Source organism: Microbulbifer mixtoriginis (SeqCode) (genome assembly GCF_052466765.1).
The window spans coordinates 3,677,659-3,703,931 of sequence record NZ_CP174289.1; the positions used below are offsets into that span (position 1 = coordinate 3,677,659).

Below are 26,273 nucleotides of genomic sequence, written 5' to 3' on the forward strand. Positions count from 1 at the left end.
CTTAGTTCTGTGAAAAAAGCCAGGTAGGTTGAACCTGGCCGCAGGTTAAAAAGGTTTAAAGGAGAGCGTCGAGCTTATCCTTGAGGATCTTGTTGATCATCTGTGGATTCGCCTGGCCCTTCGAGGCTTTCATGATTTGGCCGACAAAATAGCCCATCATCTTGGGCCGCTTGGATTCGTCGGCTTTGCAGTAGTTATCTACTTGTGCGCTGCTGGCAGCAATAACTGCCTCTACCATCTTTTCTATGGCGCCGGTATCAGATACCTGCTTGAGACCACGCTTTTCGATAACTTCATCCGCACTACCCTCTCCCTGTGCTATAGCTTCAAAAACCTGTTTGGCAATCTTGCTGGAGATGGTGTTGTCTTTGATACGCATGATTAACCCGGCGAGTTGCTGGGCGCTAACCGGGGATTCCTGTATAGAGATTTCCTGACGGTTCAGCAGTGCGGCTAACTCACCGGTAATCCAGTTAGCGGTCAGTTTGGGTTCCCCGCAGGATTTACATACTGTTTCAAAGTAGTCGGCGCTGGCGCGCTCCTGAGTGAGTTGGTCAGCGTCGTAGGCAGATAAGCTGTACTCTGACTGGAAGCGCTCGGCTTTGGCATCGGGCAGCTCAGGAAGTAGTTCACGCAGTTGCTCGACATAGTTATCGGTGAGCACTACGGGTAGTAGGTCTGGGCAGGGAAAATAGCGATAGTCATTGGCAACCTCTTTACTGCGCATGGAGCGGGTTTCATTTTTATCCGCGTCGTACAGTCGGGTTTCCTGCACTATGCTGCCACCATCTTCGAGAATATCGATCTGACGCTCGGCTTCAACTTTGATAGCTCGCTCAACAAAGCGGAAGGAGTTGATGTTTTTAAGCTCGGTGCGAGTGCCCAGCTTTTCCTCTCCCTTTAATCGCACAGAGACGTTGGCATCACAGCGGAGGGAGCCTTGAGACATATCTCCATCGGAGATACCCAAATAGGTGACGATACTGTGGATTTTTTTCAGGTAGGCAACCGCTTCGGCGGCGCTGCGCATATCGGGCTCTGAGACAATTTCTATCAGAGGTGTGCCCGCGCGGTTTAAATCGATTCCAGACATGCCGTGGAAGTCTTCATGCAAGGATTTGCCCGCATCTTCTTCTAGGTGGGCGTGGTGCAAGCGTACTTTTTTACTACTGCCATCCTCTAGATGAATTTCAACTTCGCCAGCCCCAACGATAGGTTGCTCCAACTGGGTTGTCTGGTAGCCTTTGGGGAGATCTGGGTAAAAATAGTTTTTACGCTCAAAAACAGAGCGTTTACCAATATCCGCATTCATCGCTAGGCCAAACATAACCGCGTAACGAAAGGCTTCCTCATTAGGGACAGGCAGGGTACCGGGCATGGCCAAGTCTACGGCGCAGGCCTGGCTATTCGGTGCCGCACCGAAACGGGTACTAGCGCCAGAAAAAAGTTTGGATTGGGTGGATAACTGCACGTGAATTTCCAGCCCGATAACGATTTCCCATTCCACGATAGATCTCCTTATACGGCGCTGGCTTGGTGCCAGTCGGTAACCTGTTGGTATTGATGCGCAACATTGAGCATGCGGGATTCGTCCAGATAGTTACCGGTAATCTGAAGTCCTACAGGCAAATTGTTTACCAATCCACAGGGGATAGACATGCCTGGTAGGCCCGCCAAATTGGTGGCGATGGTATAGATATCTTCCAGGTACATGGCTACCGGATCAGCCCCCTTGGCTCCCAGCTCAAACGCAGGGGAGGGTGTGGTAGGCCCCATAATGACATCGACTTTTTCAAAGGCCTGTACAAAATCCTGCTTGATCAGTCGGCGCACCTGCTGGGCCTTGTTGTAATAAGCATCGTAATAGCCAGCGGATAGCGCGTAGGAGCCAACTAGAATGCGGCGCTGGACTTCTTCGCCAAAGCCCTCACCGCGGGAGCGCATATATAAATCTCGTAAATCTTTGGGGTTTTCACAGCGATGGCCATAGCGCACCCCGTCGAAGCGGGATAGGTTGGCGGAGGCCTCGGCTGGGGCTATGACGTAGTAAGCCGGAATAGCCAACTCAGTATGTGGCAGACTGATATCCACCAGCTCGGCCCCGAGTTTTTCAAACTCCTTAAGGGCATCTTGTACGCGGGCGGCTGTTTCAGCATTCAAGCCTTCCCCAAAGTATTCTTTAGGGACTCCGATTTTGAGGCCGACGATAGAGTTGCTCAGCCCTTCAGTGAAGTCTTCATGCGGACGGTTCAGGCTGGTGGAATCTTTTGGGTCGTGGCTGACCAAAGCAGACAACAGATAAGCGGCATCCTCAGCATTGCGCGCAATAGGGCCTGCCTGATCTAAGCTGGAAGCATAGGCGACAATACCCCAGCGGGATACACGGCCGTATGTAGGTTTAAGGCCGGTGGTATTGGTCAACGCGGCGGGTTGTCGAATGGAGCCGCCGGTATCTGTGGCCGTGGCTCCAGGTACTAGCAGCGCCGCTACTGCTGCAGCGGAACCTCCGGATGAGCCGCCCGGTACACAACGGGTATTCCAGGGGTTTTTTACTGGGCCGTAATAGCTGCTTTCGTTGGAGGAGCCCATGGCGAACTCATCCATATTGGTTTTGCCCAGAGTTACGGTGCCGGCGCCGTTGAGGTTTTCCACTATGGTGGCATCGTAAGGCGGAATAAAATTGTCCAACATCTTTGAAGCACAACTGGTGCGTATGCCATTGGTGCAGATGATGTCTTTATGAGCAACTGGCACTCCGCACAGGGTGGGTGCTTCGCCTTTGGCAATACGTTGATCGGCGGCTTCGGCCTGCGATATGGCGAGTTCTTCGGTTACGGTAATAAAGCTGTTATAGCTGCTGTCTAGTTGTTGAATTCGTGCAAGTAGATGGCGAGTTAACTCCATACTGGAGAATGCCTTGCTCTGCAGGCCGCGGATCATCTCGGCGATAGTAAGCTGGTGCATGTTATTCCCTTAAAGGCTTTGGGCGGGCTCAGGGCGAAATCGAATAATTGGGTGCTTGCCTGGGGGCCTGTTCAGTCGATGACTTTGGGGACTAGATAAAGCCCTTCTTCAGATTGGGGGGCCAAGTTTAGGAAACTCTGGTGCTGGTCAGTTTCTGTTACTTTGTCGGCTCGCAGGGTCTGCACTTCATCAAGTGGGTGCGCCATGGGTGCGACCCTATCGGTGTTGACGGCCTGTAACTGGTCCACCAGTTGAAGAATATCGCCGAGGCGGCCGCTGACTTCCTCAATGGTTTCTTCGGATATGGCGATGCGAGCGAGTTCCGCCAGCTTCTCTACGGTTTGCGTATCCACAGCCATGGCAATAGAGCTCCTCCGGCTTCAGTTGCGAATCTGGGTTGCTCCGTATAAGGACGGGGCAGGGCCGGCAAATTTAGCACAATAGGCCGCTATTCTCACCGGCTCAGCTGTAGGGGGAAATCTGCAATCGATTAGCCGGGCTTCAGCCTTGCCCTGAACCGGTGCCGTTGTTAGAGTTTGCCCAATCCTGCCGGGCGCTCAGAGACTCCGGCGTATTGCGTAAATTCCGATTCGAAATGCGGCTCGGAACTCAGAATTATTTGCGCGGACTAACTAGGATTTGTATCCATAAAATAAGCCGCGCCCGCAGTGCCCGATCTGGGGGCTGACAATTAGTACAAGGTAATTGAATTCCATGTTTAAACGTTTGCGGGGCATGTTCTCCAGTGACCTCTCCATTGACCTGGGAACCGCCAATACGCTGATTTACGTTCGCGATCGCGGCGTAGTACTCGACGAGCCCTCTGTCGTCGCAATCCGTCACTACAATGGCCAGAAAATCGTTGAGGCAGTTGGAGTGGAAGCCAAACGTATGCTCGGCCGCACCCCCGGTAATATCACAGCGATTCGCCCACTGAAGGACGGGGTGATTGCCGATTTCCAAGTGACTGAAAAAATGTTGCAGCACTTTATCAAGAAAGTGCATGAAAACAGCTGGATGCGCCCAAGCCCCCGTGTGCTGGTATGCGTACCCTGTCAGTCCACCGAGGTGGAGCGTCGTGCAATTCGCGAATCTGCTTTGGGTGCCGGTGCCCGCGAAGTATCCCTGATCGAAGAGCCGATGGCGGCGGCGATTGGAGCTGGCCTGAACGTGGAGGAGGCCAGCGGTTCAATGGTGGTGGATATCGGTGGTGGTACGACTGAGATTGCTATTATCTCCCTCAATGGCGTGGTCTACTCCGACTCTGTGCGTATCGGTGGCGACCGCTTTGATGAAGCCATCGTTAACTATGTACGCCGCAACTACGGCAGCGTAATCGGTGATGCCACTGCTGAGCGTATTAAAGAAGAAATAGGCTGTGCCTACGCGGGCAGTGAAGTTCGTGAGATCGATGTACGCGGCCGCAACTTGGCGGAAGGGGTGCCCCGTAGTTTTACCCTGAATTCCGATGAAATTCTTGAGGCCTTACAAGAGCCGCTAACTGGTATTGTACAAGCGGTGAAAAGTGCCCTTGAGCAATCTCCCCCCGAGCTGGCTTCGGATATCGCTGAGCGCGGCATGGTATTGACCGGCGGTGGAGCCTTGCTGCGGGACCTGGATCGCCTACTGATGGAAGAGTCAGGTCTGCCAGTGATCGTTGCTGATGACCCCCTTACCTGTGTTGCCCGCGGTGGCGGCAAGGCCCTGGATATGTTGGATCGCAGCCGTTTGTACCTGATGTCCAACTGAGTGAATTGAAGCTGGCGGGTTTTCCTAACAATTAGTGAGGTAGCCCTGCCGGCGGTTAGTTTCACGTTTCAGTGACATCCGATATATTGTGAGATCAATAATCATTGACCTGTACAAAGGTGGCTGCCCTTGAAACCGCTTTTTACCCGCGGCCCCTCCCCTGAGTTCCGCCTTCTATTATTGGTGCCGCTAGCAATCGCCTTGATTGTTGCAGACCACTACACCAATTGGTTCCAGTCTACTCGCGAGCGTCTTTCTGGTGTTACAGCGCCTCTTTACTGGATCACTGGTGCTCCAGAGCGTGTTGGCGATTGGGCTGGTGAGCAGTTTCGCTCTCGCGAGGAGCTGCTTGAAGAAAATGACCGTCTCAAGCGTCAAGTATTGCTGTTGGAGCAGCGCAGCCAATTATTGGCTGCGGTCAAGGCGGAAAATACGCGTTTGAAGGAGCTGATGAATTCGGCAGAAATGGTTGATGACCGGGTGCTGGTGGCCCAGGTTATCGGTGTCTCACCGGACCCCCTTGAGCATGTGCTGTTGATCGATAAAGGGCGCGATCATGGTATTGATGTGGGCACACCGGTGATGGATGCGAGTGGTTTGCTCGGGCAGGTGATTGAGGCTGGGGATGCGTTCAGCCGGATTCTCCTGATCACTGATTCCAGCCACGCAATTCCTGTCCAAGTGTTACGCAACAGTATGCGTGCCGTCGTTGAGGGCACCGGTGATCTCTATCGCCTCAAGCTCAGGCATCTTGCGAATACCAGCGATATCCGCGAGGGTGATCTGCTACTCAGTTCCGGTCTTGGTGGACGTTTTCCCGCAGGCTACCCAGTGGGCGAGGTTATGTCTATCTCCCGAGACCCGGGTCAACCATTTGCCGAGGCGGAAGTGCTCCCGCGCGGGCGTATGAGTCGCAGCCGCTTTGTTTTGGCGGTAATCGGGAGTGGGGGGCAGGGCCTTGCAAGCGAATAATCGCTGGTTTATCACGCTCACGCTTTTTCTCTCGATGTTACTTGTGGTTATGCCCTTACCACAGCAGTGGCTGTGGTTCCGCCCCGCGTTTCCTGCGCTATTGGTTATTTTCTGGGTTACCCGTATGCCTCAGGCCTTGGGCGTTGGTTTTGCCTGGCTGGTGGGTATCCTGGAAGATCTGATCAGCGGAGCCAGTCTCGGTACCCATGCATTGGCTCTGGCAGTTTTGGCCTATTTCAGCCTGTTAACCTACCAGCGTACCAGGGCCTTTAATCCAGCTCAGCAGCTTCTATGGGTGTTCGTTTTGGTGGGTATCCACCAGGTTGTGGGTAACTGGGTACATGGTTTGGAGGGAAAAACCGTTCCCGGCCTGACTTTCTTATGGCCGGCACTCACCACGGCCCTGCTATGGCCTTGGGTTGCTCCGCTATTGCATCGCCTCTGCAGTCGGCTGCAGGTTCGTTGAGCGTCTCGTCAGTCTGTAAATCAATGTAAAATTCTGATCATTTTTCGATCAGTATCGCTATAATCAGCCGCTGGCCCACAGGGAATATGTAGTACAGTGACAAATATCACCTCTTCGAATCGTCTTCTTCTTGCTTCGGGGTCGCCACGTCGAGCCGAATTGCTGGAGCAAATAGGCGTTGTGTTTTCCCAATGCCCGTCCTCGGTGCCTGAGCAGAAAGAAGCTTCAGAGACTCCCCAAGAATATATTCAGCGCTTGGCGCAGGAAAAATCTGTGGCCGGGTTATTGGCGACACCAGAACAGGCCGGGCTCTGGGCCCTGGGGGCCGATACAGTCGTACTTTGTGGTGAGCGTCTCCTGGAGAAACCGCGGGATTTTACTGACTTTGAGTCCATGATGTCGGCCCTATCGGGTAGAGAGCATTCTGTGCTGACTGCGATTTGTCTTCGCAGTCAGCACAGGCAATTCAGCTGTCTGGTGGAAACCCGGGTGCGCTTTCGCCAATTATCAGTCCAGAGTATTCAAGACTACTGGCACACCGGTGAGCCCGCCGATAAAGCTGGAGGATACGGTATTCAGGGAATGGGAGCCGCGTTAGTGGAGTCTATCAGCGGCAGTTATAGCAATGTGGTTGGCCTGCCCTTGGAGGCGTTAGTTCCGATGCTGGAACAGGCCGGGATTTCTTACTGGCAGGAGGCCAAGTCTTGAGTGAAGAATTGCTGATCAATGTTGCCCCAACAGAGACCCGAGTGGCACTGGTAGAAAATGGTGTGCTACAGGAGGTCTACCTGGAGCGCAGTGCGCGTCGGGGCATTGTTGGCAATATCTATAAGGGCAAGGTGATTCGGGTATTGCCGGGGATGCAGGCGGCTTTTGTGGATATTGGCCTGGAGCGCGCCGGGTTTATCCATGCCTCTGATATCGCCCCCCTGGATGATGATGGGATGGAATCCAGGGATGCTGAAGTTGCAGATATTCGCGCTCTTGTGCGGGAGGGGCAGCCCCTGGTCGTTCAGGTAGTAAAAGATCCTATTAGCAGTAAAGGCGCGAGACTGACCACCCACTTGTCAGTATCTGCCCGCTATCTCGTCTATATGCCGCAAACCCGTCATATCGGGATCTCCAATCGCATCGAGGATGAGGGCGAGCGCGAGCGCTTGCGTAAGCTGGTGGAGGCCGCCTCGTCACGTCTCGCCGAAGATGGCCTTTCCGCTGATGGAGGCTTTATTTTACGCACCGTGGCTGAGGGTGTTAGCGAGGAGGAGTTGTTACGGGATATCCCCTTTCTTTACAAACTTTGGGGGGAGTTGGAGCAGCGCATCAAGGAGCGGGTAGTGCCCTCCGTAATTTACGAGGATTTGCCGCTATTTATGCGTGCCCTACGTGATCTTGCGCGCCCTTATACCGAGAAGATTCGTATAGACTCCCGCGAGGCGCACGGTCGCGCGGCAGAATTTGCAGGCAAGTACGCACCAGAAATAGCTGGACGACTCGAGCACTATCCCGGTGAGCGTCCTCTGTTTGACCTGTATGGGGTTGAGGAGGAAATCCGCCGCGCCCTACAGCATAAGGTGACGCTAAAGTCCGGGGGGTATTTAATTGTCGAGCAAACCGAGGCGATGAGTACTATTGACGTCAATACTGGCGCATTTGTAGGTCACCGCAACCTGGAAGAGACTATCTTCAAGACGAATTTGGAGGCGGCAACGGCAATCGCCCGCCAGCTGCGCCTGCGCAACCTCGGGGGAATCATCATTATCGATTTTATCGATATGAAAGATCCTGAGCACCAACGTCAGGTATTGCGCACCCTGGAGAAGGCCCTCGAGCGGGATCACGCTAAGTCGAGTATTACCGGGGTTTCCGAACTCGGTTTGGTAGAGATGACCCGCAAACGTACGCGGGAATCTCTAGGGCAAATCCTGTGCGAGCCCTGCCCTGTGTGCGAGGGGCGCGGCACCTTAAAGAGTGCGGAAACAGTTTGCTTTGAGATCTTCCGGGAAATTATCCGTGAGGCGCGCGCCTACGATAGTGAAAAAATCATGGTTTTGGCCAGTCAGGTGGTAATCGATCTGCTGCTGGATGAAGAGTCGGCGAATGTCGCCGATCTGGAGGAATTTATTCGCAGGCCCATACAGTTCCAAGTAGAGCCCATTTACAACCAGGAGCAGTACGACATTGTTCTTGTGTAAATCATTATTAGCCTCCTCGCAGTTTTTCGATGCTGGTCGTTGCGATGCCTACGACAGCACCGTGGAAGAGTGGGGGTGATGATGATCTTATTGCGCTGGCTTGCGCGAAAGTTTTGGCTGTTATCGGTAAGCTTGGTGATTGCCCTGGCAATCCTTGTACAAACCGGGCGCCTGCTATCGCCTCAAGTTGAGGAATATCGCCCGCAGATCAGCCGCTGGCTCAGCGGTCAGCTGGGGGTTCCGGTACAGATGGATCGTATCTCCTTGCGCTGGGAAGCTCTGCAAGTCTCATTACAGCTCGATGGCCTACGCCTTGGGCAGAAGGGCGAGTTGCGTATGGGACACGGCCTGTTCCAACTGGATTTGCTCGCCAGCCTATGGAATCGTGAGTTGGTGTGGAAAGACCTGCAAATGCATGCCTTTTCGGCTGGACTCAGCCGAGATGAGCAGGGCGAGTGGCGTCTGGACGGCTTCCCCGATATCTCCCTAAAGCCTGACGGCAGGGTTGTGTCCAATCCCAAGGCAGCGGACCCGGCACGACTTTTCCAGTTGAGCCCCAAGGTCTGGATTAGCGATGCGGCAATCACTGTCAGGCTGCCTGATGAGCAGGTTGCCGAGCTCAACTTGCCACAAATTTCTCTGGAAAACCGAGGTGATTTTCATCGTCTTACGGCCCGCGCTTTTATCTCCCGCGAAGGCGAAGAGCAGGCTAGCAACACTGAGACTCTCCGCCTGGTGCTGGAGGGGCGTGGTAACCCGCGCAGTAAAAAACAATTTTCACTGCGAGGTTATATGCAGCTTAATGAGCTGCTGTTGGACCAGGATATTGTGTCACTACTCCATCAGTTGACCCCGCTACCCGACCGATTTCATTGGAATGGGCGCAAGTGGGCGGATGGACGCCTGTGGCTGCACAGCGATGCGAGCAGTGGTTATCGGTTGGTCGGACGAGTAGACCTTGCTCAGGTATCAAACTTGGATCAGCCAGAAGAGGCGCCGGAGAAAAGCAGTCAGGGTAAAAGTCAGCATGAAAGTAGTGATCTGGTACAAAACAGAGATCACATAATGGCACCTTTACGGGCGCTTTCTGGAGATATTTCTGGTCGCTGGCTGCCCGGTGAACATTGGCGTTTGGCTTTACAGGATACCCAAATCGATTGGCAGGGCTTGCAGATGCCGCCGCTAAACCTGCAGGTTAGTAACGACCTTCAGGGAGTAGCACTGTCCGCAGATGTGATCGATTTAGCGGGATGGAGCGATATTCTCACTCGGTTGGATGTTTTGCAGGGTGCTGCAGGCGAGTGGTTGACGTCCCTGAAGCCTTCGGGCCAGTTGCGACGCTTGCAGCTGCGCAAAGAAGCGCAAGGTGCGGTGAGCCTAAGTGCCAATTTGCACAATATCAGCACGCAGGCATTCCGCGGTGCGCCATCAGTGGCCGGCTTGAGTGGCTACATGGAGTTTGCCGGTAACGATGGCCGGGTGGAATTGGATGGCTCGAACTTGCAAGCAGGGTTTCCAAATCTTTACTCCGAGGCATTCTCTTTTGAGCAAGCCAGCGGTACTTTGGCCTGGAGCCTTAGTAAGGATTCGAATGAAATCAATGTCTTCTCTGGCCCTTTGCTATTAGATGGAAATCTGGGCGAAGTTCGCGGGCAGTTTTTGTTGTCCCTGCCTTTCCGTCCTCAGAGCCGTCCAACGGATTTACTCCTGTCGCTTTCTCTGCGTGATGCGGATATTGGCGCTCAAGAGAAGCTGGTGCCGACAAATGTCAGTGAAGACTTGCGCAGTTGGTTGAATGAGGGGCTGGGCAACGGAAATCCTGGTCGGGTTGAGACTGCCGCATTTATTTACCGTGGCAGCAGTTATCGCAAAAATGGCAAGGATGAGTCTCTACGTGCGCTGGGGGCTCACAATAAGCGTCAAACAGTACAGTTGGTTGCAGACTTTTCTGGCGCCAATCTTAAGTATGCCGACGAATGGCCTAAGGTTCAGTCTGTTGATGGCCTACTCAGGCTGGATGATGGCAATGTTTCTGTCAGCGCAGACAAGGCCCGTGTTTGGGGAGTGGATGCGCATAAAGTTTTAGTGGAAGTAACCCCACAAAGAGATAAAGGCTCACGTCTGGATGTGACCGCCCAGCTTCAGGGGCCGGCTGCTGATGGTTTGCGCTTGTTGCGCGAATCCCCTTTGCGCAAACAGCTCGGCAATGCTTTTGATGAGTGGTTGTTGTCGGGAGATATTCGCGGGCAGCTGAACCTCACTCAGCCCCTGGGTGGCGCTTCAGTATCACCAGCTCAAAGAGTTGAATTGCAGTTGAGTCGTGGTGATTTACAGCTGCAAAATCTGCGCTTGCATGCTGAGGCTCTGGCTGGTGATGTCATTTTTGACAGCGATACTGGCCTCGAAGGTACTAAACTGAAAGGTCAGCTCTGGGGGCGGCCAATAAATGCGAGCATCCGTCATATAGGTGATGCCGATGCGCGCGATACGCAGGTGGTCGTGGATGGCAGTGCCAGTACTGAGTCGATCTATAGCTGGAGCCAGCGTCCTGAGCTGAGATGGCTTGAAGGTACCATGGGTTACCAGGCACTTATTACTATCCCAGCAAAATCCAAAGAGGCTCCCTATGCTGCAGTTTTCGAGCTGACCTCAAATCTTGCTGGTGTGGCGGTAAACCTTCCGGAGCCCCTGGCTAAGCCCTCTGAAAGTAAAACGAATTTTGTATTGCGAGCTCCCATTGGTGATCAGGGCAGCTTATTTCACCTGAACTACGGTGAGCACCTGCAAGGGCAGTTTTGGCTGGTGGACGGAGCTCTTGAGCGAGCGGCTATTGCGCTCAATGCCGAGGCAAAATTACCTGAAGAAAGAGGGGTGAGTATCCTTGGCGACATTTCCAATGTTGATTTACCCCGCTGGGAAAAGCTATTGGGCGTTTACCAAGATGACTCATCGGTTGTTGAAGAGTCATCCTCTCGGCCCGAACAAGCACCATCACTGATTCATAAGGTGCAAGCAAGCAACCTGGATGGCCTGACTGCACTTCCCCAAAGTGGACAGACAACTGACAATGTTTCCAGTCCACTGCCGATTAGTCTCGACCTAAGCACAGATAGCCTGCAATTGGGAACAGTGGCTATTGAGCATATTCATGTCACTGGTGGAGGAGTGGGTTCAAAGTGGCAGTTAGATTTTGATAGTGAAATGGCGGCGGGAAGACTTTCGGGAACGTTCGGTGGGCAAAAACCTCTGCGTTTAAAGTTGGCGCATTTACGCCTTCCTGCTCCTGAAGAAAGGCAGACTATTTCCGGCGCTACATTGGCTGAGCAGCCCTTTGCGGAAGAGTTGTTGGACCCCTGGGCAGATTTTAATTTTCAGACGCTGCCAGCTCTGGATTTCAGCACGGAAAGCCTGCGAGTGGGGGGTGAGGAGCTCGGGCGCTGGTCTTTTGAAGTTCGGCCATCCGAAGACCGCCTGGTTCTAAGCGATATTCGCGGTAGTGTCCGCGGGTTTCATCTGCAGGGACGTGGTGGTGGTGAAAAAGCCTTGGGAGCGCAATTGATGTGGATGCGCGATGCGGAGGGCAATAATTCCTCTCAATTTATTGGGCGCCTGGCAGCCGATGATCTCGCTGATATTCAGCGTGAGATGGGGCATGAACCGCTTATTGAAAGTAAGTCTGCGACCTTTGATACAGCCTTGCGCTGGGATGGGTCTCCGGCCATGGCCAAGGGTAGTTTGCTCTCCGGAGATTTGAAAATAGATATTCGTGATGGCCGCTTCCTTCGTTCCACCGGTACTGCTGGCTCAACGGTCTTGCGGTTGTTATCGCTGTTTAATTTCGATACCTGGGCGCGCCGCTTGCGCTTGGATTTCTCCGACCTTTATAAGAGTGGTATGGCATTCGACCGGGTGCGAGGAGAGGTCGTGTTCGAAGGGGATGGGCAATTGTTGATTGCAGTGCCTATTCAGGTTGAGGGGCCAACCAGTGAGCTGCAGATGGCGGGAAGGGTCAATTTATTGCGGGAAGATTTGGATTTGACCCTGGTGGCGACTTTGCCAGTAAGTAACAACCTAGCCCTGGTTGCCGCTCTTGCTGGGGGATTGCCGGCTGCGGCAGGCGTTTATCTCATTAGTAAAGCGTTTAAAAAGCAGGTGAAGAAGATGGCCAGTGTGAGTTATCGCATCAGCGGTGACTGGGCTGCCCCTCAAATGCGTTTTGAGAGACTCTTTGATGGAGATGGTGCAGAGCGTCAGGGGGCCGCCTCTGAGGCTGCGGGGAAACAGGCAAAACCGGATCAGGGAATCAGTCGTGCACCAACGCCTCTTTTGGCGGATGAAGCGGGCTCTTAGCCTGCTTATTGGGAGGATACACTTCCAGAAAGAGCTCACAATTGCATGTGCATCTAGTTCTCTATCCTATTAGGTAGGTATAACTGAGTGAGGACAGGAGTTTGCAAGATGGTGAGGTCCCCGGCCTTATGGCCCCTGTTGGTGTTTGCCCTGGTTCTATCGGCCTGCTCTGAGGCTGATGACCAAAGAATCCAGAATATGACAGTGGCGGAAGCCAAATCACGTATAGCCGAAGGCAAAGGGCTAGAGCAGATCCCCAAGTCGGTATGGAAGCAGCTACTCCCCGAGGACCGTTACAAGGTTCTCTGGCAGGGAGATACGGAGCGGGCTTTTAGTGGCAAATTGTTATACAACGAAAAAGAAGGTGTTTATGTCACCGCAGGCTGCCGTCTGCCGGTTTTTAGTTCAAAGCACAAGTTTAAATCGGGTACTGGTTGGCCCAGCTTTTGGGATGTGGCCTATCCGCAGAATATCGTATTAAAGGATGATTTCAGTTGGGGACTCAGGCGCACAGAGGTATTGTCCAAATGTGGAGAGCACCTGGGGCATGTGTTTAAGGATGGTCCACCACCGACAAACCTACGGTATTGCTTGAACTCGCTGGCCTTGGATTTTGAGCCGGCCGGGGATGTCAAACAATAATCGCTAGATCTCATACTGTCTTTGTCTGATTTTTGGTTTGAGCGAGTCTCTTTTGTAGTTTTAATTGATGCAATTTGGCTTTGGTATAAGTCAATGGAGTTTATGGGCGGAGCAGGGCCGCCCGTGTGATATGCGCTGGGTGAATGAGAACTACTGTGATGCCTGAATAAAGAAATCACGCAGGTAGCGGAACAGCTTGCGCTGATTGCTGGGTGGTTTGCTGTTTTTGATCTCGCGCAGGGAGTCGCGTACCAATTGTCGTAAATGCTGATGATCTATCTGAGGGTACTGGTCAAAAAAGGTACCCTGGGCACTATTACCTTCTTCGAGTAGGCGTCTGCGCCAGTCTTCGGCCATTTTGTCGAAGCGCAGGTGCTGCTGGTCTCGCTCTTTAAATTTATTCAGCACGGCTTCTATCGCTTCGTGATCTGCACTGCGCATCAGCTTGCCAATATATTGCATTTGGCGACGGCGAGCCTCGTTGGACTTGATTCGTCCCAAGGTGTCTATTGCCTCGCGCATATCCTCATCAATGGGCACCTCGGCGAGCTGGGCTTTAGATAGTTCGGTTAATTGCTTCCCCAGGGCCTGCAGCTCGTGCATCTCCTGTTTTACCTGCGTTTTGCTCTTGGGCAGGTCTTCATCGTCGTATTCGTACATCTTCAGTTCCGTATAAAAGTTCCGGATTGTACCGGCTCTGTTTGAGCGGGGAGTGTATTGCCTTTCAGCCAAAATACCAGGTGGCGAGGCCAAGGAAGGACATGAACCCCACCACATCGGTGACGGTTGTCAGTGCGACACTACCGGCTAATGCTGGATCGATTTTTATTGCCCGCAATACAACCGGTAGGATTGCTCCTGCCATCGCTGCCACAATCAAATTGATTACCATGGCCGCAACAATAATGACCGCAATGGTAATGTCGTCAAACCAGAGTGCAGCGATTAGCCCCATCACCAGAGACCAAAGCAGGGCATTAAGGCATGCAGAGCCGAGCTCCCGCGAGAGTAGCCAACTGAGGTTACTTTTGCCAATCTGGCCCAGAGCCATACCCCTGATCACCACGGTGAGTGTCTGGCTGCCGGCCACCCCCCCCATACTTGCGACAATCGGCATCAATACCGCCAGGGCAACGACCTTTTCCAGCGTATTCTGGAACAGACTGATTACCCATGAGGCGAGAAGGGCTGTGAGCAGATTGATACCGAGCCAGAGGGCGCGCCGGCGCGCAGTGCGCCTTACCGGAGCAAAGGTGTCCTCTTCTTCATCGAGGCCCGCCATACTCATCAGGGAGTGGTCGGCGTCTTCGCGGATAACATCGACGATATCGTCGATTGTAATTCGACCCAGCAGGCGGTTGTGCTCATCCACTACTGGTGCGGTGATCCAGTCATACTTTTCAAACAGCCGGGCTACCTCTGTATCGCGCATATCGGCGGGAATTGGCTCCACATCAGTATTGACGACCTCGCGTACCGTGACAGAGGGGTCTGTGGTGAGAAGCTTTGAAAGCGGTAGCAGCCCGATATACTGGCCACGTCGGTTGACTACAAATAAGCTATCGGTGGATTCCGGCAGCTGCTCATGGCGGCGCAGGTAGCGCAGCACCACATCCAAGCTTAAGTTGGGGCGCACCGAGATAGTATCGGTGTCCATTAAGCCGCCAGCGGTATTCTCATCGTAAGCGAGTACGCTTTCCACCCGCAGGCGGTCGGTTTCGCTCATTGCTGAGAGGACTTCAGAGACGACGCGTTCGGGGAGCTGCTGAAGGATATCGGCGATATCGTCCGCATCCAGCCCCTCCATAATCTCCACCATCTCCATGGTATCCATGGTATCGAGGATTTGACTGCGCACTTCATCGGTGAGCTCTTGCAGTACCTCACCTTCGACATCCCGATCGATCAGATTCCACAGAACCTGGCGAATACGCGGGGGGGAGCTTTCCAATAGCTGCGCAATACTCTGCGGGGTCAGGGTTTTGAGCATGCGCCGGACTTCCTGCCCGGTGCCACTATCGAGGGCGGCGAACAACTCGCTGAGCTGGTTTTGCGCGCGGAACTTGATTTCGGCTTGGGGTGGGCTGGACACGATAAATCCTTACTGCTCAGCGGTGTTTAGGGAGTAGAGACCATAAGAAAGTCGCGGCGTTATTACGCCATGGCGGACTCTATCCAGAGCCGCTCGCCTTTGCAAATTACTCGGCTTCTCCAAAGCGCTCTGAGACGAGAGTGCTGATAGCTCCGAGTGCGTCACTCTCATCACGGCCCTCAACCTCCAGCTCCAACTCTGTGCCCTGCCCGGCGGCAAGTAACATAAGCGCCATAACACTCTTGCCATCCACCGATCTATCGCCACAGTGAACTTTGATGTTGGAGGAAAAGCGGGCAGAGGTTTGGGCAAACTTACTGGCTGCGCGAGCGTGCAGCCCGAGCTTGTTAATGATGGTGAGGCGCTGTTTTTGCATAGGTAGCGGATTTGTATGGACTATCTCTGTTGTTCGCGGTGACGGACTTGAATATTGCCAAATTTGTGGAGAAAAGTGCGTGCCAGTTGTTCAACCATATAAACTGAGCGGTGTCTTCCACCGGTGCAGCCAATGGAGATACAGGTGTAGCTGCGATTGCTCTCTTGGAAAGAGGGTAGCCAGTTCTCTAAGAAACCGGTGATATCTGCTTCCATCTTGTTAGTTTTAGGGTGGGAGCGTAAAAATTCGGCTACTTCATGGTCCAATCCGGTTTTTTTCCTAAGATTGGGTTCCCAGTAGGGATTTGGTAGGCAGCGTAAGTCGAACATCAGGTCGGCATCCACTGGCACCCCATATTTAAAGCCGAAAGACTGGAAAAGTATTGCCATCCCTTCCGAATGTCCGCCCACCACGCGGCTTCTAATCAGCTCCCGTAACTCGTGCAAACCGAGGCTACTGGTATCTATCACCATATCCGCTATGGCTGAGACGGGTGTTAGCAGCTCTCTTTCTTGTTTCAAGGCTTCGAGTAAGTGGGTGCAATCATTGCTCAGGGGGTGTTTGCGGCGGGTCTCGCTGAAGCGTTGTACCAGTACAGGTTCGCGGGCGTCCAGGTAGATTACATCACACTCTACGCCGGTACTGCGCAGGGCTTCAATAACACGGGGAGCCTGTTTGATATCCTGCCAGAGGTTGCGAGCGTCTATTCCCAGGGCAAGGGGGGTGTCCCCTTTAGTCGTTTGTTGCTCAGCCCGCTTGATGAGTTCGGGTAGTAGGCTAATCGGCAGATTGTCGATGCAGTTAAAGCCCGCATCTTCGAGCAGTTGAAGTGCGGAGCTTTTACCAGAGCCGGAGCGGCCGCTGATGATAATCAAGCGCATGGGGACCCCCTCTTTTTAGCTCTTTATACCATTTAATCGTGGATTAAACGGTGTTTATATTCCTGGCGGTAATTTATAAGTCGTGACTCCGGAATCGGATTACCAGGATATGAGCGCAAAGCTAGAATCAGGCTGCTGCGGCTGAGTCTATAGCTAGGGCATAGAGTGCGTCGCTAGTGTCAGCCTGCCTCAACTTGTCCCGGACCTGGCTGTTAGAGAAGAGCGCAGCGATTTCTGCCAGTGTATCTAGATGTTGTTGTTCCGAATCTTCAGGAACAAGCAAGACAAAGAGCAGATCGACAGGCTGTCGGTCGATAGCGTCGAAATCTATGGCGGGTTCTGTAGTGCAAAGTACGCCAATGGGGTGCTCACATCCAGGAAGACGGCAGTGGGGGATAGCCACACCTTCGCCAATTCCTGTGGAGCCTAGACGCTCGCGCGCGATCAGTTGGTTGAATATGATGTCAGAGTCATGCTGTGGATATTGTTCGGCTACAGCCTGGGCGATATTGAGCAGCAATTTCTTTTTGCTGCTCCCCGCCAGATGGCAAAGGCTGAGGCGGGGAGAGAGTAAAGCTTCCAGTGTCATAGTTCAGCGGTGGTTCTGCAACTTCTCTTTGTGTTTTTTCAGTTGGCGGTCCAGCTTGTCTGTAAGCGAATCAATGGCCGCATACATGTCCTTGTCTTCCGAACCCGCGCAAAGGTCGTGACCATTGATATGTACCCGGGCTTCGGCTTTCTGGATCAGCTTGTCTATGGATAGGATGACTTGCGCGTTGGTTATATTGTCATAATGCCTTGAGAGCTTTTCCAGCTTGTTCTCACAGTAGCTGCGCATTGGCGAGGTAACGTCAACGTGGTGACCACTAATATTGATCTGCATGGATTTCTCCTTACCAGGTGCATCACATTACGGCGAGCCTCCTTTCGGGTCGCAACCCTACTAGGAAGTGGCCCAGAATGGAAGGATACACTCAAAGTTTGGAGTTCGGTTGCGAAGGTGTAGTAATTGGTGTCAGGTTATGACTTGGCCTACCTCATGAGTCGAAACCCAAGTGGCCCCTTCAGACCAAGCGTTTTCGCTCGCTGGAGGAGGGAATTCCCATTGACTCGCGGTATTTCGCCACAGTGCGGCGGGCTACTTTAATACCCTGTTTATCGAGCTCTAGGGTAATTTTGTTATCTGAGAGCGGCTTGCGCGGGGTCTCTGCATCAATCAGCTTGCGGATCAGTGCACGGATAGCAGTTGAAGAGGCATCCTCACCGGAGTCTGTGCTGACATGGCTCGAAAAGAAATACTTGAGCTCAAACACGCCGCGAGGCGTGAGCATGTACTTCTGGGTGGTCACCCTAGATATGGTCGATTCATGCATGCCAATAGATTCAGCAACATCTGCCAGCACCATAGGTCGCATGGCTTCCGGGCCTTCCTCAAAAAAACCTTGCTGTTTTTCGACAATACAGTTGGCTACTTTCAGTAAAGTCTCGTGGCGACTCTGCAGGCTTTTCATAAACCAGCGTGCTTCTTGCAGGTGATCCCGCAAAAAATTGTTATCTCTGGAGTTGTCGGCACGCTTGACCAGGGAGGCGTAGTGGTCATTGATACGGATCTTTGGGGTGATCTCTGCATTCAATTCTACGTGCCAGCTAAGGGTTTTGCGGGAAACGACAATATCTGGAATTACATAGTCCGGCTCTTGCCCACCATAGCTCTCTCCCGGACTGGGGTTTAAGGTCTGGATTAGGCGAATGGCCTCGCCTAGCTGGGCTTCAGTGAGTCGTGTGCGTCGACTCAACTGGCGAAAATCCCTTTTGCCAAGTAAGTCCAAGTGTTTCTCAATAATGTTTTGCGCTTGGCTTAGCCAAGGGGTATTTCGTGGCAACTGCTGCAGTTGTAATTGCAGGCATTCTTTGAGATCTCGAGCCCCGCAGCCAGCGGGATCAAACTGCTGAATAGCCTTCAGAACCGCGAGCACCTCATCTTCATCGATCGATAAAGAGGTGGCGACATCCTGCACAGAAGTACCAAGGAGGCCGCTGGGGGCTATGCCATCAATTAAGTTTTCACCGATCCACTTATCCTGCTCAGATAAGGGGGTCAAGTTCAGCTGCCAGCGTAGATGATCCTGAAGGCCGATGGAGGTGGAGTTACGCTCATAGCTGGAGGAATCTAACTCGTGGCTGCCGCTGTTATTGGTGTAGATATCATCCCAGCGTGAGTCGACGGGCAACTCATCAGGAATTGCCTGGTCCCAGTCCCCCTCGGCCAGTTCGCGCTCTTCTACCGGCTGTGTTGTGTTTTCCGGTGTTTGTTCAGACTGTGGTTGATTTTCATCCACCTTGACGGATTGCTCTTCGCTATCCGCTTCCAGCATTGGGTTGTTGTCCAGTGCTGCCTGGACCTCCTGCTGCAGATCGAGTGTGGAGAGTTGCAGTAGGCGAATTGCTTGCTGCAACTGGGGGGTCATGGTCAGCTGTGTGCCGAGCTTGAGCTGGAGAGACTGCTTCATAGTGGAGCGCCGCAGGCCGATAAGACAGGGTGTCGATCAAATTGTCCTAAGATGGCGCAGACTACCCCTCTCTTCAATCTATTACAAGCAATAAGCGTGCCGGTCCTGGCGTGATAGCTGGTGCTATGTTTCCAGAATTATGATTATTCCCGTCTTAAGTGAAGAATTTAAGGACAGAAATTGGTGGTTAGCCTCAAATAGTGAATTCGTGTCCCAAATAAACTTCGCGCACCTGTTGGTTGGCGAGAACCTCATCCGGCGTGCCTGCAGCGATGATATGACCTTCACTGACAATGTAAGCGGTCTCACAGATATCCAGCGTTTCGCGAACATTATGGTCTGTGATTAGTACGCCAATATCGCGATCACGCAGGTGGCGGATGATCTCCTTGATATCGTTCACCGATATGGGGTCTACCCCAGCAAAGGGCTCGTCCAACAGGACGAAGCCGGGGTTGGTGGCCAGAGCACGGGCAATCTCAACTCGGCGTCGTTCTCCACCAGAGAGGGCCATACCCAGGCTTTGCGCGATATGGGTTATATTAAATTCCTCAAGTAGTGCTTGGGCCTGTTGTTGCCGCTCGTCTCTTGAGAGGTCCTTGCGGGTTTCAAGGATTGCTAAGATATTGTCTTTTACCGTCAAGCGGCGAAATACAGAGGCTTCTTGGGGGAGATAACCGATACCTTTGCGTGCGCGTCCGTGCATGGATAGCCGGGTTATATCTTCATCGTCGATCATCACCCTGCCAGCGTCGGCCTGCACCAGCCCGGCAATCATATAAAAGCAGGTTGTTTTGCCGGCACCGTTGGGGCCGAGGAGGCCGACAACCTGTCCACTGGAAACACTGACGGTGACATCCTGGACAACTTTTCTTTTTTTATACTGTTTCGCGAGATGTAACGCTTTGAGCGTTGGCATAGTGTGTACCGAATCTATCCATGCCGCGGGCAGAGTGATGCCCGCCGGTGCAATAATATTTGTTATTTATGATGAGCTATTAAGTAGAGGGTTTACTGGCCTTGATTATCATTGGCGTCTTGCGAGCTCTCTTTCTTCTCGGGTTTCCAGGTCATCTCTACACGCCCTTTCCCAGTTTGGCCCTTGGCGCTCATTTGCTCGGTAGTGAGGTCGTAGTCAATTTTTTCCGCTGTCAGTGTGTTGCCTTCCCGGTCAACATGGGCTTTACCGGTTAGTTGCAACTCCTCAGAGCCCACTTGATATACAATGCGTTGGGCTCTGGCTTTTACGGGGTTCTCGCCCTGGAGGATCTTTTGCTGGAAATGTGCGGGTTTGCCCACGGCCACTACACGACTAATCTCCTTTTCTGGAGTGAAATAAACCTCAACGCGGTCTGCCCGTATTTTTAAAGAGCCCTGAGTTATAACAACATTATTGCTATATACCACCAAGTTATTATTTAGACCTGCATTCATTGCATCAGAGCTGATATTGATCCGCTGTTGGCGGTCCTCAGGCAGTGCAAAAGCTGATGAGGCTGTGAGCAGGAGCGCTGCGATGGTGGAGACTTTTAACAGGTGGCGGTAATTAGTCAGTGTCATAGATGCTCTTTACATCGGATAGGATTTCCATCCGGTCTTCATTCAAGTAAGCACGCATGCCTTTGCCGGTGGTGCGGTTTGGGCCAGAGCTTATAGTAACAACTTTGTCTGTCTCGGCGAATTCCTTCGCGGGGAGAATCGTAATACTGGACGTTTCCAATTTGATGCCACCTGGGGTGGGTAGTTCATCAATTTCTACATCGCCACTCAGGACTACTCGTTCACCGCGATTGTGTGCCACCCCTTCTCGGGACTCGGTACGCCATTTAGGCTGGTCATCTTGGTAAAAAACCATGCGAGGTTCGGTCAGGTCTGCCCGGTCACGGCGTTTAAACTGGTAGTAGGTTATCTGGTCCGCGTCCACGCGATAGGCTAGATTTCCTTCCTCATTAAAGTGGCGTGTTTTGGCATTTCGGATGATTAGCTCTGCCGCTTTGTCATGCTGCTGGGGGGTAGGTCGAACCCCCAGCAGCTGATCAGGTGGGCTCTCTGAAAGCCATAGGCCAACACTGATTAGCGATATTACTAATAGCAGCGGTAGCCAGGTGCGCATTATTTCTCTCCAATGTAGGGGGCGAGGGCAGAATCAAATGTTCCCTGGGCCAGCATAATTCGATCGCAAGCTTCGCGCACTGCACCTTCACCACCGCGGGCTCGAGTTATCCACAGGGCACGTTCCATGACTGGAGGAGCTGCATTGGGAGGAGCTATGGGGCAGCCGATACGGGTCATAACCAGTAGGTCAGGATAGTCGTCGCCAATATAGGCGATATCTTCCAGGCGGCATGACTCGTCGGACAAGAGTTCCTGCAGTGCAGTAAATTTGTCCTCGCGCCCTTGGATCAGTTTAGTGATGCCAAGATCGTGAGCGCGGCGTTCCACTACTGAGCTGCGTCGCCCTGTAATAATGGCTACGCGAACCCCGGAATTTTGCAGCATTTTAATGCCGTGCCCATCGAGTGTATTGAAGGTCTTCAGCTCATTGCCGTTATTGTCGAAATAGAGCTTGCCATCGGTAAGGACGCCATCTACATCCAATACCAACCAGCGTACCTTCTGCAGTGCAGAGTTTATTTCTTCTTCTGAAACCACCAGGTTAATCCTTCCGAAATGTCTGTGAGGTGCTAATTTGCGCCGTCATTTATTTGATTATCTCAGATTACGCCGGCGCGTAATATATCGTGCATATGTAAAACACCTACGGGGTGGTGGGCTTTATCCTCCACGACGAGTGCGGTGATTTTGTAGTCTTCCATAATTCGCAGTGCTTCAGCAGCCAGGGTTTCGGCAGATACCGTTTTGGGAAGGCGGCTCATCACTTGATCCATTGTGGCCTTACCCAGCTCGATTTTATGGTCGATCACTCGTCGTAGATCCCCGTCGGTGAACACACCGAGCAGCTCACCTTTGGAATCGACAATAGTGGTCATACCAAACCCTTTACTGGTCATTTCTAGTAGGGCCTTAGATAGCAAAGTATCGGGTTGGACCTGGGGTAACTCCTCTCCTGCGTGCATAACATCTTCGACCTTGAGTAACAGACGTCTACCGAGGGCTCCTCCTGGATGAGAAAATGCGAAATCTTCAGCTGTAAAGCCTCTCGCTTCCAGTAGGGCTACAGCTAGAGCATCACCCATAACCAGTGTGACAGTGGTTGATGAGGTTGGTGCTAGATTAAGAGGGCAGGCTTCCGTTTGCACCGAAATATCCAGGTTTACCTCTGCAGCTTGTGCTAATGGCGAATCCGTCTTCCCTGTCATGCTGATCATGGGGATACCCAGGCGTTTCAGTAATGGCAGTAGAGTAAGTACCTCTGCGGAAGAGCCTGAATTAGAGATAGATATCACTAAGTCGTCGCGAGTGATCATTCCCAGGTCGCCATGGCTCGCTTCCCCTGGATGAACGAAAAAACTTGGGGTGCCAGTACTGGCAAGGGTGGCCGCTATTTTGCGTCCGATATGCCCTGATTTACCCATGCCAGTTACGATGGTACGTCCGGGGCACTGTAGGATCATTTCGCAGGCGCGCTGGAAGTCGCCGTTGATCCGGTGTTCCAGTGCGGCAACAGCTTCCGTTTCCATTCGCACGGTGCGCTGCCCGGCCTGCAATATCAAATCCTGGGTCATTGGGTGCCTCTGAATTACTGACTTCTAATTTAATAGTTTCTAATTTTATAAGGTAAAAAAGTGATGACTTATCTTCGTCCGGTTTTATGGTGAGCTCTTTGAGCGTTAGGGGCAGACTTTATCAACTATGTTTGACGCAGTTGTCCCTGCGATTGTCGTGCTAATCTAAATACGAACACCCAACAGGCATGTAGGAAAACCGGTCGCCTGCCGGAGTGTCAAATGACACGCTCGTACACTGCCACACCACCGGGCGCGGTCATGGTATAGTCTGCCGCCGCTGCTGTCAGCTATGTCACTCAGCGGATGAACGACAAATTCCCATTTACTGGGACTGATTGCCAGCAGCTTCGTCATGGCACTTATTTACGCTGTGTGCGTCCAAGGAATGATTTGCTAATTGGAGAGTATTTGTGAATACATCATTTTGGATTGGTCGGTACGGTTTTTCCCGGTGGCTAAGATTTGTACTTTGCGCAGTATTGGTATCTGCTGTGGTCCCCGCTGCGAATGCCGATCAAAACCCCTATGTAATGATTGAAGGGGTTTCCCAAAAACTGTTGAGTGTGATTCGCTCAAATGCTCAATATGCCAACTCTGATCCGCAGAGATATTACAGTGCTATTGAGGGGGTCCTGACGCCGGTTGTGGATTTTGATTTTATCGCGCGCGGTGTTATGGGGCGTTATGCCAAACAGGCGACTGCATCCCAGCGCTCCCGGTTTTCCAGTGCTTTTCGTCGAGATCTGGTGGCAACATTTGCTCGCGGTGTAGCAAATTTTGGCGACCTCGATGTGAAAGTGGTCAACCCGGGAACTTTGCCCAGTGGGAACCGGGTTAATGTTTTGCAGGAAGTGCGCAGCAAAGAGGGTATTACCAAAGTTTCTTATACTCTGGTGCGTAACCGCGCGGGAGAGTGGAAGCTGATTAACGTTATCTTAAATGGCGTTAATTTGGGTAAAACTTTCCGCAGTCAGTTTTCTCAATCTATGCAGTCTTATGGGGATATCGACAAGGTAATCTCCAACTGGTCCGCAGGACAGGATGTTGCCGATAAAGTGAGCTAGTCGGCGAACTTCAGGGTGCGCAGCTGCGCACCCTCCATGATTCAAGTACACTTGCGTGATGTTTTTTAACTAACGCAAATCCCACCTATGCAACCAGATGAAATCAAAACCCTCATTGAGGGTCATATCCCCGAGAGTAATGTCGACGTCGCCTTTGAAGGTAGCCACCTGATGGTGACTGTGGTGAGCAGCGCCTTTGAAGGCCTAAGCCGCTTGAAAAAGCAACAGCTGGTTTATGCGGCGCTAAATGACAAAATTGCCGACGGCACTTTGCACGCCGTGCAAATGCAGACCCTTACTCCAGAAGAAGCCAGTCGATAACCTGTCGCCTGTATTCAGGCGACTCCCGAAATACGAGACCGAATGGATAAGTTAATAATAGAGGGTGGTAGCCCAGTTTCCGGCACCCTGCGAATTTCTGGTGCGAAGAATTCCGCTCTGCCAATTTTGGCCGCAGCACTTTTGGCCGATGGTCCGGTACATATTCATAACCTGCCACACCTTAATGACATCACCACGATGATCACTCTGCTGCGCTGTATGGGGTGTGATGTCACAATTGATGAGAAGCTGGGTGTTGAAATAGACCCCCGTTCGGTCAACGATCTGACGGCGCCCTACGAGCTGGTGAAAACCATGCGCGCCTCTATTTTGGTTTTGGGCCCGCTACTGGCCCGCCACGGTGTAGCCAATGTCTCTTTCCCTGGCGGCTGTGCGATCGGCAGTCGTCCGGTGGATATCCATCTGAAAGGGCTGGAGGCGATGGGTGCAGAAATAACCATTGACGGTGGTTTTATCCGGGCCCGCTCCAATGGCCGCCTTAAAGGCGCCAATATCGTTATGGAGAAGGTTACTGTCGGTGGTACAGAAAACCTGCTGATGGCGGCAGTTTTGGCAGAGGGCACCACGGTATTGCACAATGCCGCGCGCGAACCTGAGATCGTCGACCTGGCAGAATTCCTAATTGCCATGGGGGCACAGATAGAGGGTGTTGGCACTGACACTATGCGCATCCACGGCGTCCCCAAGTTGACCCCTTGCACCTTTACCGTTATGCCGGATCGCATCGAGACGGGCACTTTTCTTGCCGCTGCGGCAGCAGCTCGTGGCAAGGTTCGGCTTCTGCATACCCGTGCGGACATCCTCGATGCGGTATTAGTGAAGTTTGAGGAGGCTGGCGCACACCTGAGCTGTGGTGATGACTGGATTGAGCTGGATATGAAGGGCAACCGCCCTAAGGCGGTGAGTTTCCGCACCGCACCTTACCCAGCTTTCCCCACCGATATGCAGTCGCAGTTTACCGCTATGAATGCCGTAGCTGAGGGTAAAGGGGCTGTGGTGGAGACTATTTTTGAGAATCGGCTGATCCAGGTTCATGAGTTGAACCGTATGGGTGCTGATATCACGCTTGAGGGTAATACGGCTTTCGTCACAGGTGTCGAGAAGCTTAAAGGAGCACCCGTGATGGCCTCGGATCTACGCGCTTCGGCAAGTCTGGTGATTGCAGGTATGGTTGCTGAAGGCACTACCACAGTCGACCGTATCTACCATATAGACCGGGGTTATGAATGTATTGAGGAAAAATTACAGCAACTGGGGGCGAGTATTCGCCGAGTACCTGGTTAGCAAGTTGAGACAGCCGCCCCTTTGGTCGGGGCGGCTCTCGAAGAAGAGCCGGCTTAATAATGACTATTCAAATCACGATCGCCTTGACCAAGGGGCGTATCCTGCAAGAAACCTTACCTCTACTCGCAGCGGCGGGTCTGGAACCACTTGAAGACCTAGGGAAAAGCCGCAAGCTGATTTTCCCCACCAACTGCGAGGGAGTGCGCCTGCTTCTCTTGCGTGGTGTTGATGTCCCTACGTATGTGCAGCATGGCGCTGCGGATATGGGGGTTGCTGGTAAAGATACTCTGCTGGAACATCATGCTGACGGTATTTATGAACCTCTTGATCTCGGTATTGCGCGCTGCCGTCTGATGACCGCAGGGGTGAAGGGGGCCGCTCTGCCGAAGGGGCGGATAAAAGTGGCAACAAAATTTGTTGAGAGCGCCAAGCGACATTATGCCGCTCAAGGGCGGCAGGCGGACATTATCAAGCTGTATGGCGCAATGGAGTTGGCTCCATTGATGGATCTTGCCGATGAAATTGTAGATATAGTCGATAGTGGCAATACCTTAAAAGCCAATGGCCTTGAAGCTCGTGAAATGATTGCGCATATCAGTAGTCGCTTGATTGTCAATAAGGCCGCCATGAAGATGAAGTATCAGCCAATCAGTGAGCTGATTGAAAAATTGTCGACAGCTGTCGCGCAGAACTAGAAGAT

Annotated in this window: 26 protein-coding genes; 11 read left to right on the top strand and 15 right to left on the bottom strand. The window is 52.6% G+C overall.

What is annotated here, in order from left to right:
- Window positions 1–55 precede the first annotated feature (55 nt).
- The 3 genes from gatB to gatC all read right to left on the bottom strand — a co-directional run bounded on the left by gatB (window position 56) and on the right by gatC (window position 3,323).
- A complete protein-coding gene (gene gatB / locus ACJJIV_RS16030) occupies window positions 56–1,507 on the bottom strand; it encodes an Asp-tRNA(Asn)/Glu-tRNA(Gln) amidotransferase subunit GatB (protein WP_444889614.1) in 1,452 nt (483 codons plus the stop codon).
- 11 nt (window positions 1,508–1,518) lie between these two features.
- Window positions 1,519–2,964, bottom strand: coding sequence for an Asp-tRNA(Asn)/Glu-tRNA(Gln) amidotransferase subunit GatA (gene gatA, locus ACJJIV_RS16035; protein WP_444889615.1), 1,446 nt, complete (start codon window positions 2,962–2,964; stop codon window positions 1,519–1,521).
- Between the two features lie 71 nt (window positions 2,965–3,035).
- Complete coding sequence (gene gatC, locus ACJJIV_RS16040; protein ID WP_444889616.1) at window positions 3,036–3,323, bottom strand: Asp-tRNA(Asn)/Glu-tRNA(Gln) amidotransferase subunit GatC; 288 nt, start codon at window positions 3,321–3,323, stop codon at window positions 3,036–3,038.
- Between the two features lie 355 nt (window positions 3,324–3,678).
- Between gatC and ACJJIV_RS16045 the strand changes: the two genes are divergently transcribed.
- The 7 genes from ACJJIV_RS16045 (at window position 3,679) to msrB (ending at window position 13,335) form a co-directional block, all read left to right on the top strand.
- Window positions 3,679–4,713: a rod shape-determining protein gene (locus ACJJIV_RS16045; RefSeq protein ID WP_020412569.1), complete on the top strand. Its 1,035-nt coding sequence runs from the start codon at window positions 3,679–3,681 to the stop codon at window positions 4,711–4,713.
- Window positions 4,714–4,842: 129 nt separating this feature from the next.
- Window positions 4,843–5,685, top strand: coding sequence for a rod shape-determining protein MreC (mreC, locus tag ACJJIV_RS16050; RefSeq protein ID WP_444884021.1), 843 nt, complete (start codon window positions 4,843–4,845; stop codon window positions 5,683–5,685).
- Window positions 5,672–6,151, top strand: coding sequence for a rod shape-determining protein MreD (mreD, locus tag ACJJIV_RS16055; RefSeq protein WP_252083011.1), 480 nt, complete (start codon window positions 5,672–5,674; stop codon window positions 6,149–6,151). Before mreC ends, mreD begins: the two co-directional genes overlap by 14 nt.
- A gap of 96 nt (window positions 6,152–6,247) precedes the next feature.
- Window positions 6,248–6,859 (top strand): Maf family protein, encoded by a 612-nt coding sequence (locus tag ACJJIV_RS16060; RefSeq protein ID WP_444889617.1) that lies wholly within the window; start codon window positions 6,248–6,250, stop codon window positions 6,857–6,859.
- Window positions 6,856–8,343 (top strand): ribonuclease G, encoded by a 1,488-nt coding sequence (rng, locus tag ACJJIV_RS16065; RefSeq protein WP_444886974.1) that lies wholly within the window; start codon window positions 6,856–6,858, stop codon window positions 8,341–8,343. Before ACJJIV_RS16060 ends, rng begins: the two co-directional genes overlap by 4 nt.
- Window positions 8,344–8,421: 78 nt before the next feature.
- A complete protein-coding gene (locus ACJJIV_RS16070) occupies window positions 8,422–12,693 on the top strand; it encodes a YhdP family protein (RefSeq protein ID WP_444889618.1) in 4,272 nt (1,423 codons plus the stop codon).
- A 108-nt stretch (window positions 12,694–12,801) separates the two neighbouring features.
- A complete protein-coding gene (msrB, locus tag ACJJIV_RS16075; protein WP_252083007.1) occupies window positions 12,802–13,335 on the top strand; it encodes a peptide-methionine (R)-S-oxide reductase MsrB in 534 nt (177 codons plus the stop codon).
- Window positions 13,336–13,485: 150 nt separating this feature from the next.
- Here the strand turns inward: msrB and yjgA are convergent, their stop codons facing one another.
- From yjgA to ACJJIV_RS16135, 12 genes are all read right to left on the bottom strand, one after another.
- Window positions 13,486–13,995: a ribosome biogenesis factor YjgA gene (yjgA, locus tag ACJJIV_RS16080; protein ID WP_252083006.1), complete on the bottom strand. Its 510-nt coding sequence runs from the start codon at window positions 13,993–13,995 to the stop codon at window positions 13,486–13,488.
- A gap of 64 nt (window positions 13,996–14,059) precedes the next feature.
- Entirely contained in the window at window positions 14,060–15,427 is a 1,368-nt protein-coding gene (gene mgtE / locus ACJJIV_RS16085) for a magnesium transporter (RefSeq protein ID WP_444889619.1), read from the bottom strand.
- Window positions 15,428–15,533: 106 nt separating this feature from the next.
- Window positions 15,534–15,803: an HPr family phosphocarrier protein gene (locus ACJJIV_RS16090; protein WP_252083005.1), complete on the bottom strand. Its 270-nt coding sequence runs from the start codon at window positions 15,801–15,803 to the stop codon at window positions 15,534–15,536.
- Between the two features lie 20 nt (window positions 15,804–15,823).
- Window positions 15,824–16,684, bottom strand: coding sequence for an RNase adapter RapZ (gene rapZ / locus ACJJIV_RS16095; protein WP_252083004.1), 861 nt, complete (start codon window positions 16,682–16,684; stop codon window positions 15,824–15,826).
- 127 nt (window positions 16,685–16,811) lie between these two features.
- Window positions 16,812–17,273 (bottom strand): PTS IIA-like nitrogen regulatory protein PtsN, encoded by a 462-nt coding sequence (ptsN, locus tag ACJJIV_RS16100; protein WP_252083003.1) that lies wholly within the window; start codon window positions 17,271–17,273, stop codon window positions 16,812–16,814.
- A 3-nt stretch (window positions 17,274–17,276) separates the two neighbouring features.
- Entirely contained in the window at window positions 17,277–17,567 is a 291-nt protein-coding gene (hpf, locus tag ACJJIV_RS16105; RefSeq protein WP_252083002.1) for a ribosome hibernation-promoting factor, HPF/YfiA family, read from the bottom strand.
- Window positions 17,568–17,748: 181 nt separating this feature from the next.
- Entirely contained in the window at window positions 17,749–19,194 is a 1,446-nt protein-coding gene (locus tag ACJJIV_RS16110; RefSeq protein WP_444889620.1) for an RNA polymerase factor sigma-54, read from the bottom strand.
- Window positions 19,195–19,387: 193 nt separating this feature from the next.
- Window positions 19,388–20,113 carry an LPS export ABC transporter ATP-binding protein gene (gene lptB, locus ACJJIV_RS16115; RefSeq protein WP_252083000.1) on the bottom strand — a complete coding sequence of 242 codons (726 nt, stop codon included), beginning with the start codon at window positions 20,111–20,113 and terminating at the stop codon, window positions 19,388–19,390.
- Between the two features lie 92 nt (window positions 20,114–20,205).
- Complete coding sequence (gene lptA, locus ACJJIV_RS16120) at window positions 20,206–20,754, bottom strand: lipopolysaccharide transport periplasmic protein LptA (protein ID WP_252082999.1); 549 nt, start codon at window positions 20,752–20,754, stop codon at window positions 20,206–20,208.
- Window positions 20,741–21,307, bottom strand: coding sequence for an LPS export ABC transporter periplasmic protein LptC (gene lptC, locus ACJJIV_RS16125; protein WP_252082998.1), 567 nt, complete (start codon window positions 21,305–21,307; stop codon window positions 20,741–20,743). The genes lptA and lptC overlap by 14 nt, the downstream gene beginning before the upstream one ends.
- A complete protein-coding gene (locus ACJJIV_RS16130) occupies window positions 21,307–21,846 on the bottom strand; it encodes a KdsC family phosphatase (protein ID WP_444889621.1) in 540 nt (179 codons plus the stop codon). The genes lptC and ACJJIV_RS16130 overlap by 1 nt, the downstream gene beginning before the upstream one ends.
- A 62-nt stretch (window positions 21,847–21,908) precedes the next feature.
- A complete protein-coding gene (locus tag ACJJIV_RS16135) occupies window positions 21,909–22,880 on the bottom strand; it encodes a KpsF/GutQ family sugar-phosphate isomerase (RefSeq protein ID WP_252082996.1) in 972 nt (323 codons plus the stop codon).
- 413 nt (window positions 22,881–23,293) lie between these two features.
- Between ACJJIV_RS16135 and ACJJIV_RS16140 the strand changes: the two genes are divergently transcribed.
- The 4 genes from ACJJIV_RS16140 to hisG all read left to right on the top strand — a co-directional run bounded on the left by ACJJIV_RS16140 (window position 23,294) and on the right by hisG (window position 26,268).
- Window positions 23,294–23,947: an MlaC/ttg2D family ABC transporter substrate-binding protein gene (locus tag ACJJIV_RS16140; protein WP_252082995.1), complete on the top strand. Its 654-nt coding sequence runs from the start codon at window positions 23,294–23,296 to the stop codon at window positions 23,945–23,947.
- 87 nt (window positions 23,948–24,034) lie between these two features.
- Entirely contained in the window at window positions 24,035–24,268 is a 234-nt protein-coding gene (locus ACJJIV_RS16145; RefSeq protein WP_444884033.1) for a BolA family protein, read from the top strand.
- 42 nt (window positions 24,269–24,310) lie between these two features.
- Window positions 24,311–25,573 (top strand): UDP-N-acetylglucosamine 1-carboxyvinyltransferase, encoded by a 1,263-nt coding sequence (gene murA, locus ACJJIV_RS16150; RefSeq protein ID WP_252082993.1) that lies wholly within the window; start codon window positions 24,311–24,313, stop codon window positions 25,571–25,573.
- 59 nt (window positions 25,574–25,632) lie between these two features.
- On the top strand, window positions 25,633–26,268 hold the full coding sequence (hisG, locus tag ACJJIV_RS16155) for an ATP phosphoribosyltransferase (RefSeq protein ID WP_444889622.1): 636 nt from the start codon (window positions 25,633–25,635) through the stop codon (window positions 26,266–26,268).
- The last annotated feature ends 5 nt before the right edge of the window (window positions 26,269–26,273 follow it).

Bases quoted from the DNA above. Each gene is read 5' to 3' on its own strand.
- gatA (WP_444889615.1), bottom strand. From the start codon at position 2,964: ATGCACCAGCTTACTATCGCCGAGATGATCCGCGGCCTGCAGAGCAAG.
- gatC (WP_444889616.1), bottom strand. From the start codon at position 3,323: ATGGCTGTGGATACGCAAACCGTAGAGAAGCTGGCGGAACTCGCTCGC.
- ACJJIV_RS16045 (WP_020412569.1), top strand. From the start codon at position 3,679: ATGTTTAAACGTTTGCGGGGCATGTTCTCCAGTGACCTCTCCATTGAC.
- ACJJIV_RS16070 (WP_444889618.1), top strand. From the start codon at position 8,422: ATGATGATCTTATTGCGCTGGCTTGCGCGAAAGTTTTGGCTGTTATCG.
- msrB (WP_252083007.1), top strand. From the start codon at position 12,802: ATGGTGAGGTCCCCGGCCTTATGGCCCCTGTTGGTGTTTGCCCTGGTT.
- yjgA (WP_252083006.1), bottom strand. From the start codon at position 13,995: ATGTACGAATACGACGATGAAGACCTGCCCAAGAGCAAAACGCAGGTA.
- ACJJIV_RS16090 (WP_252083005.1), bottom strand. From the start codon at position 15,803: ATGCAAAAACAGCGCCTCACCATCATTAACAAGCTCGGGCTGCACGCT.
- rapZ (WP_252083004.1), bottom strand. From the start codon at position 16,684: ATGCGCTTGATTATCATCAGCGGCCGCTCCGGCTCTGGTAAAAGCTCC.
- ptsN (WP_252083003.1), bottom strand. From the start codon at position 17,273: ATGACACTGGAAGCTTTACTCTCTCCCCGCCTCAGCCTTTGCCATCTG.
- hpf (WP_252083002.1), bottom strand. From the start codon at position 17,567: ATGCAGATCAATATTAGTGGTCACCACGTTGACGTTACCTCGCCAATG.
- ACJJIV_RS16110 (WP_444889620.1), bottom strand. From the start codon at position 19,194: ATGAAGCAGTCTCTCCAGCTCAAGCTCGGCACACAGCTGACCATGACC.
- lptB (WP_252083000.1), bottom strand. From the start codon at position 20,113: ATGCCAACGCTCAAAGCGTTACATCTCGCGAAACAGTATAAAAAAAGA.
- lptA (WP_252082999.1), bottom strand. From the start codon at position 20,754: ATGACACTGACTAATTACCGCCACCTGTTAAAAGTCTCCACCATCGCA.
- lptC (WP_252082998.1), bottom strand. From the start codon at position 21,307: ATGCGCACCTGGCTACCGCTGCTATTAGTAATATCGCTAATCAGTGTT.
- ACJJIV_RS16135 (WP_252082996.1), bottom strand. From the start codon at position 22,880: ATGACCCAGGATTTGATATTGCAGGCCGGGCAGCGCACCGTGCGAATG.
- ACJJIV_RS16145 (WP_444884033.1), top strand. From the start codon at position 24,035: ATGCAACCAGATGAAATCAAAACCCTCATTGAGGGTCATATCCCCGAG.
- murA (WP_252082993.1), top strand. From the start codon at position 24,311: ATGGATAAGTTAATAATAGAGGGTGGTAGCCCAGTTTCCGGCACCCTG.
- hisG (WP_444889622.1), top strand. From the start codon at position 25,633: ATGACTATTCAAATCACGATCGCCTTGACCAAGGGGCGTATCCTGCAA.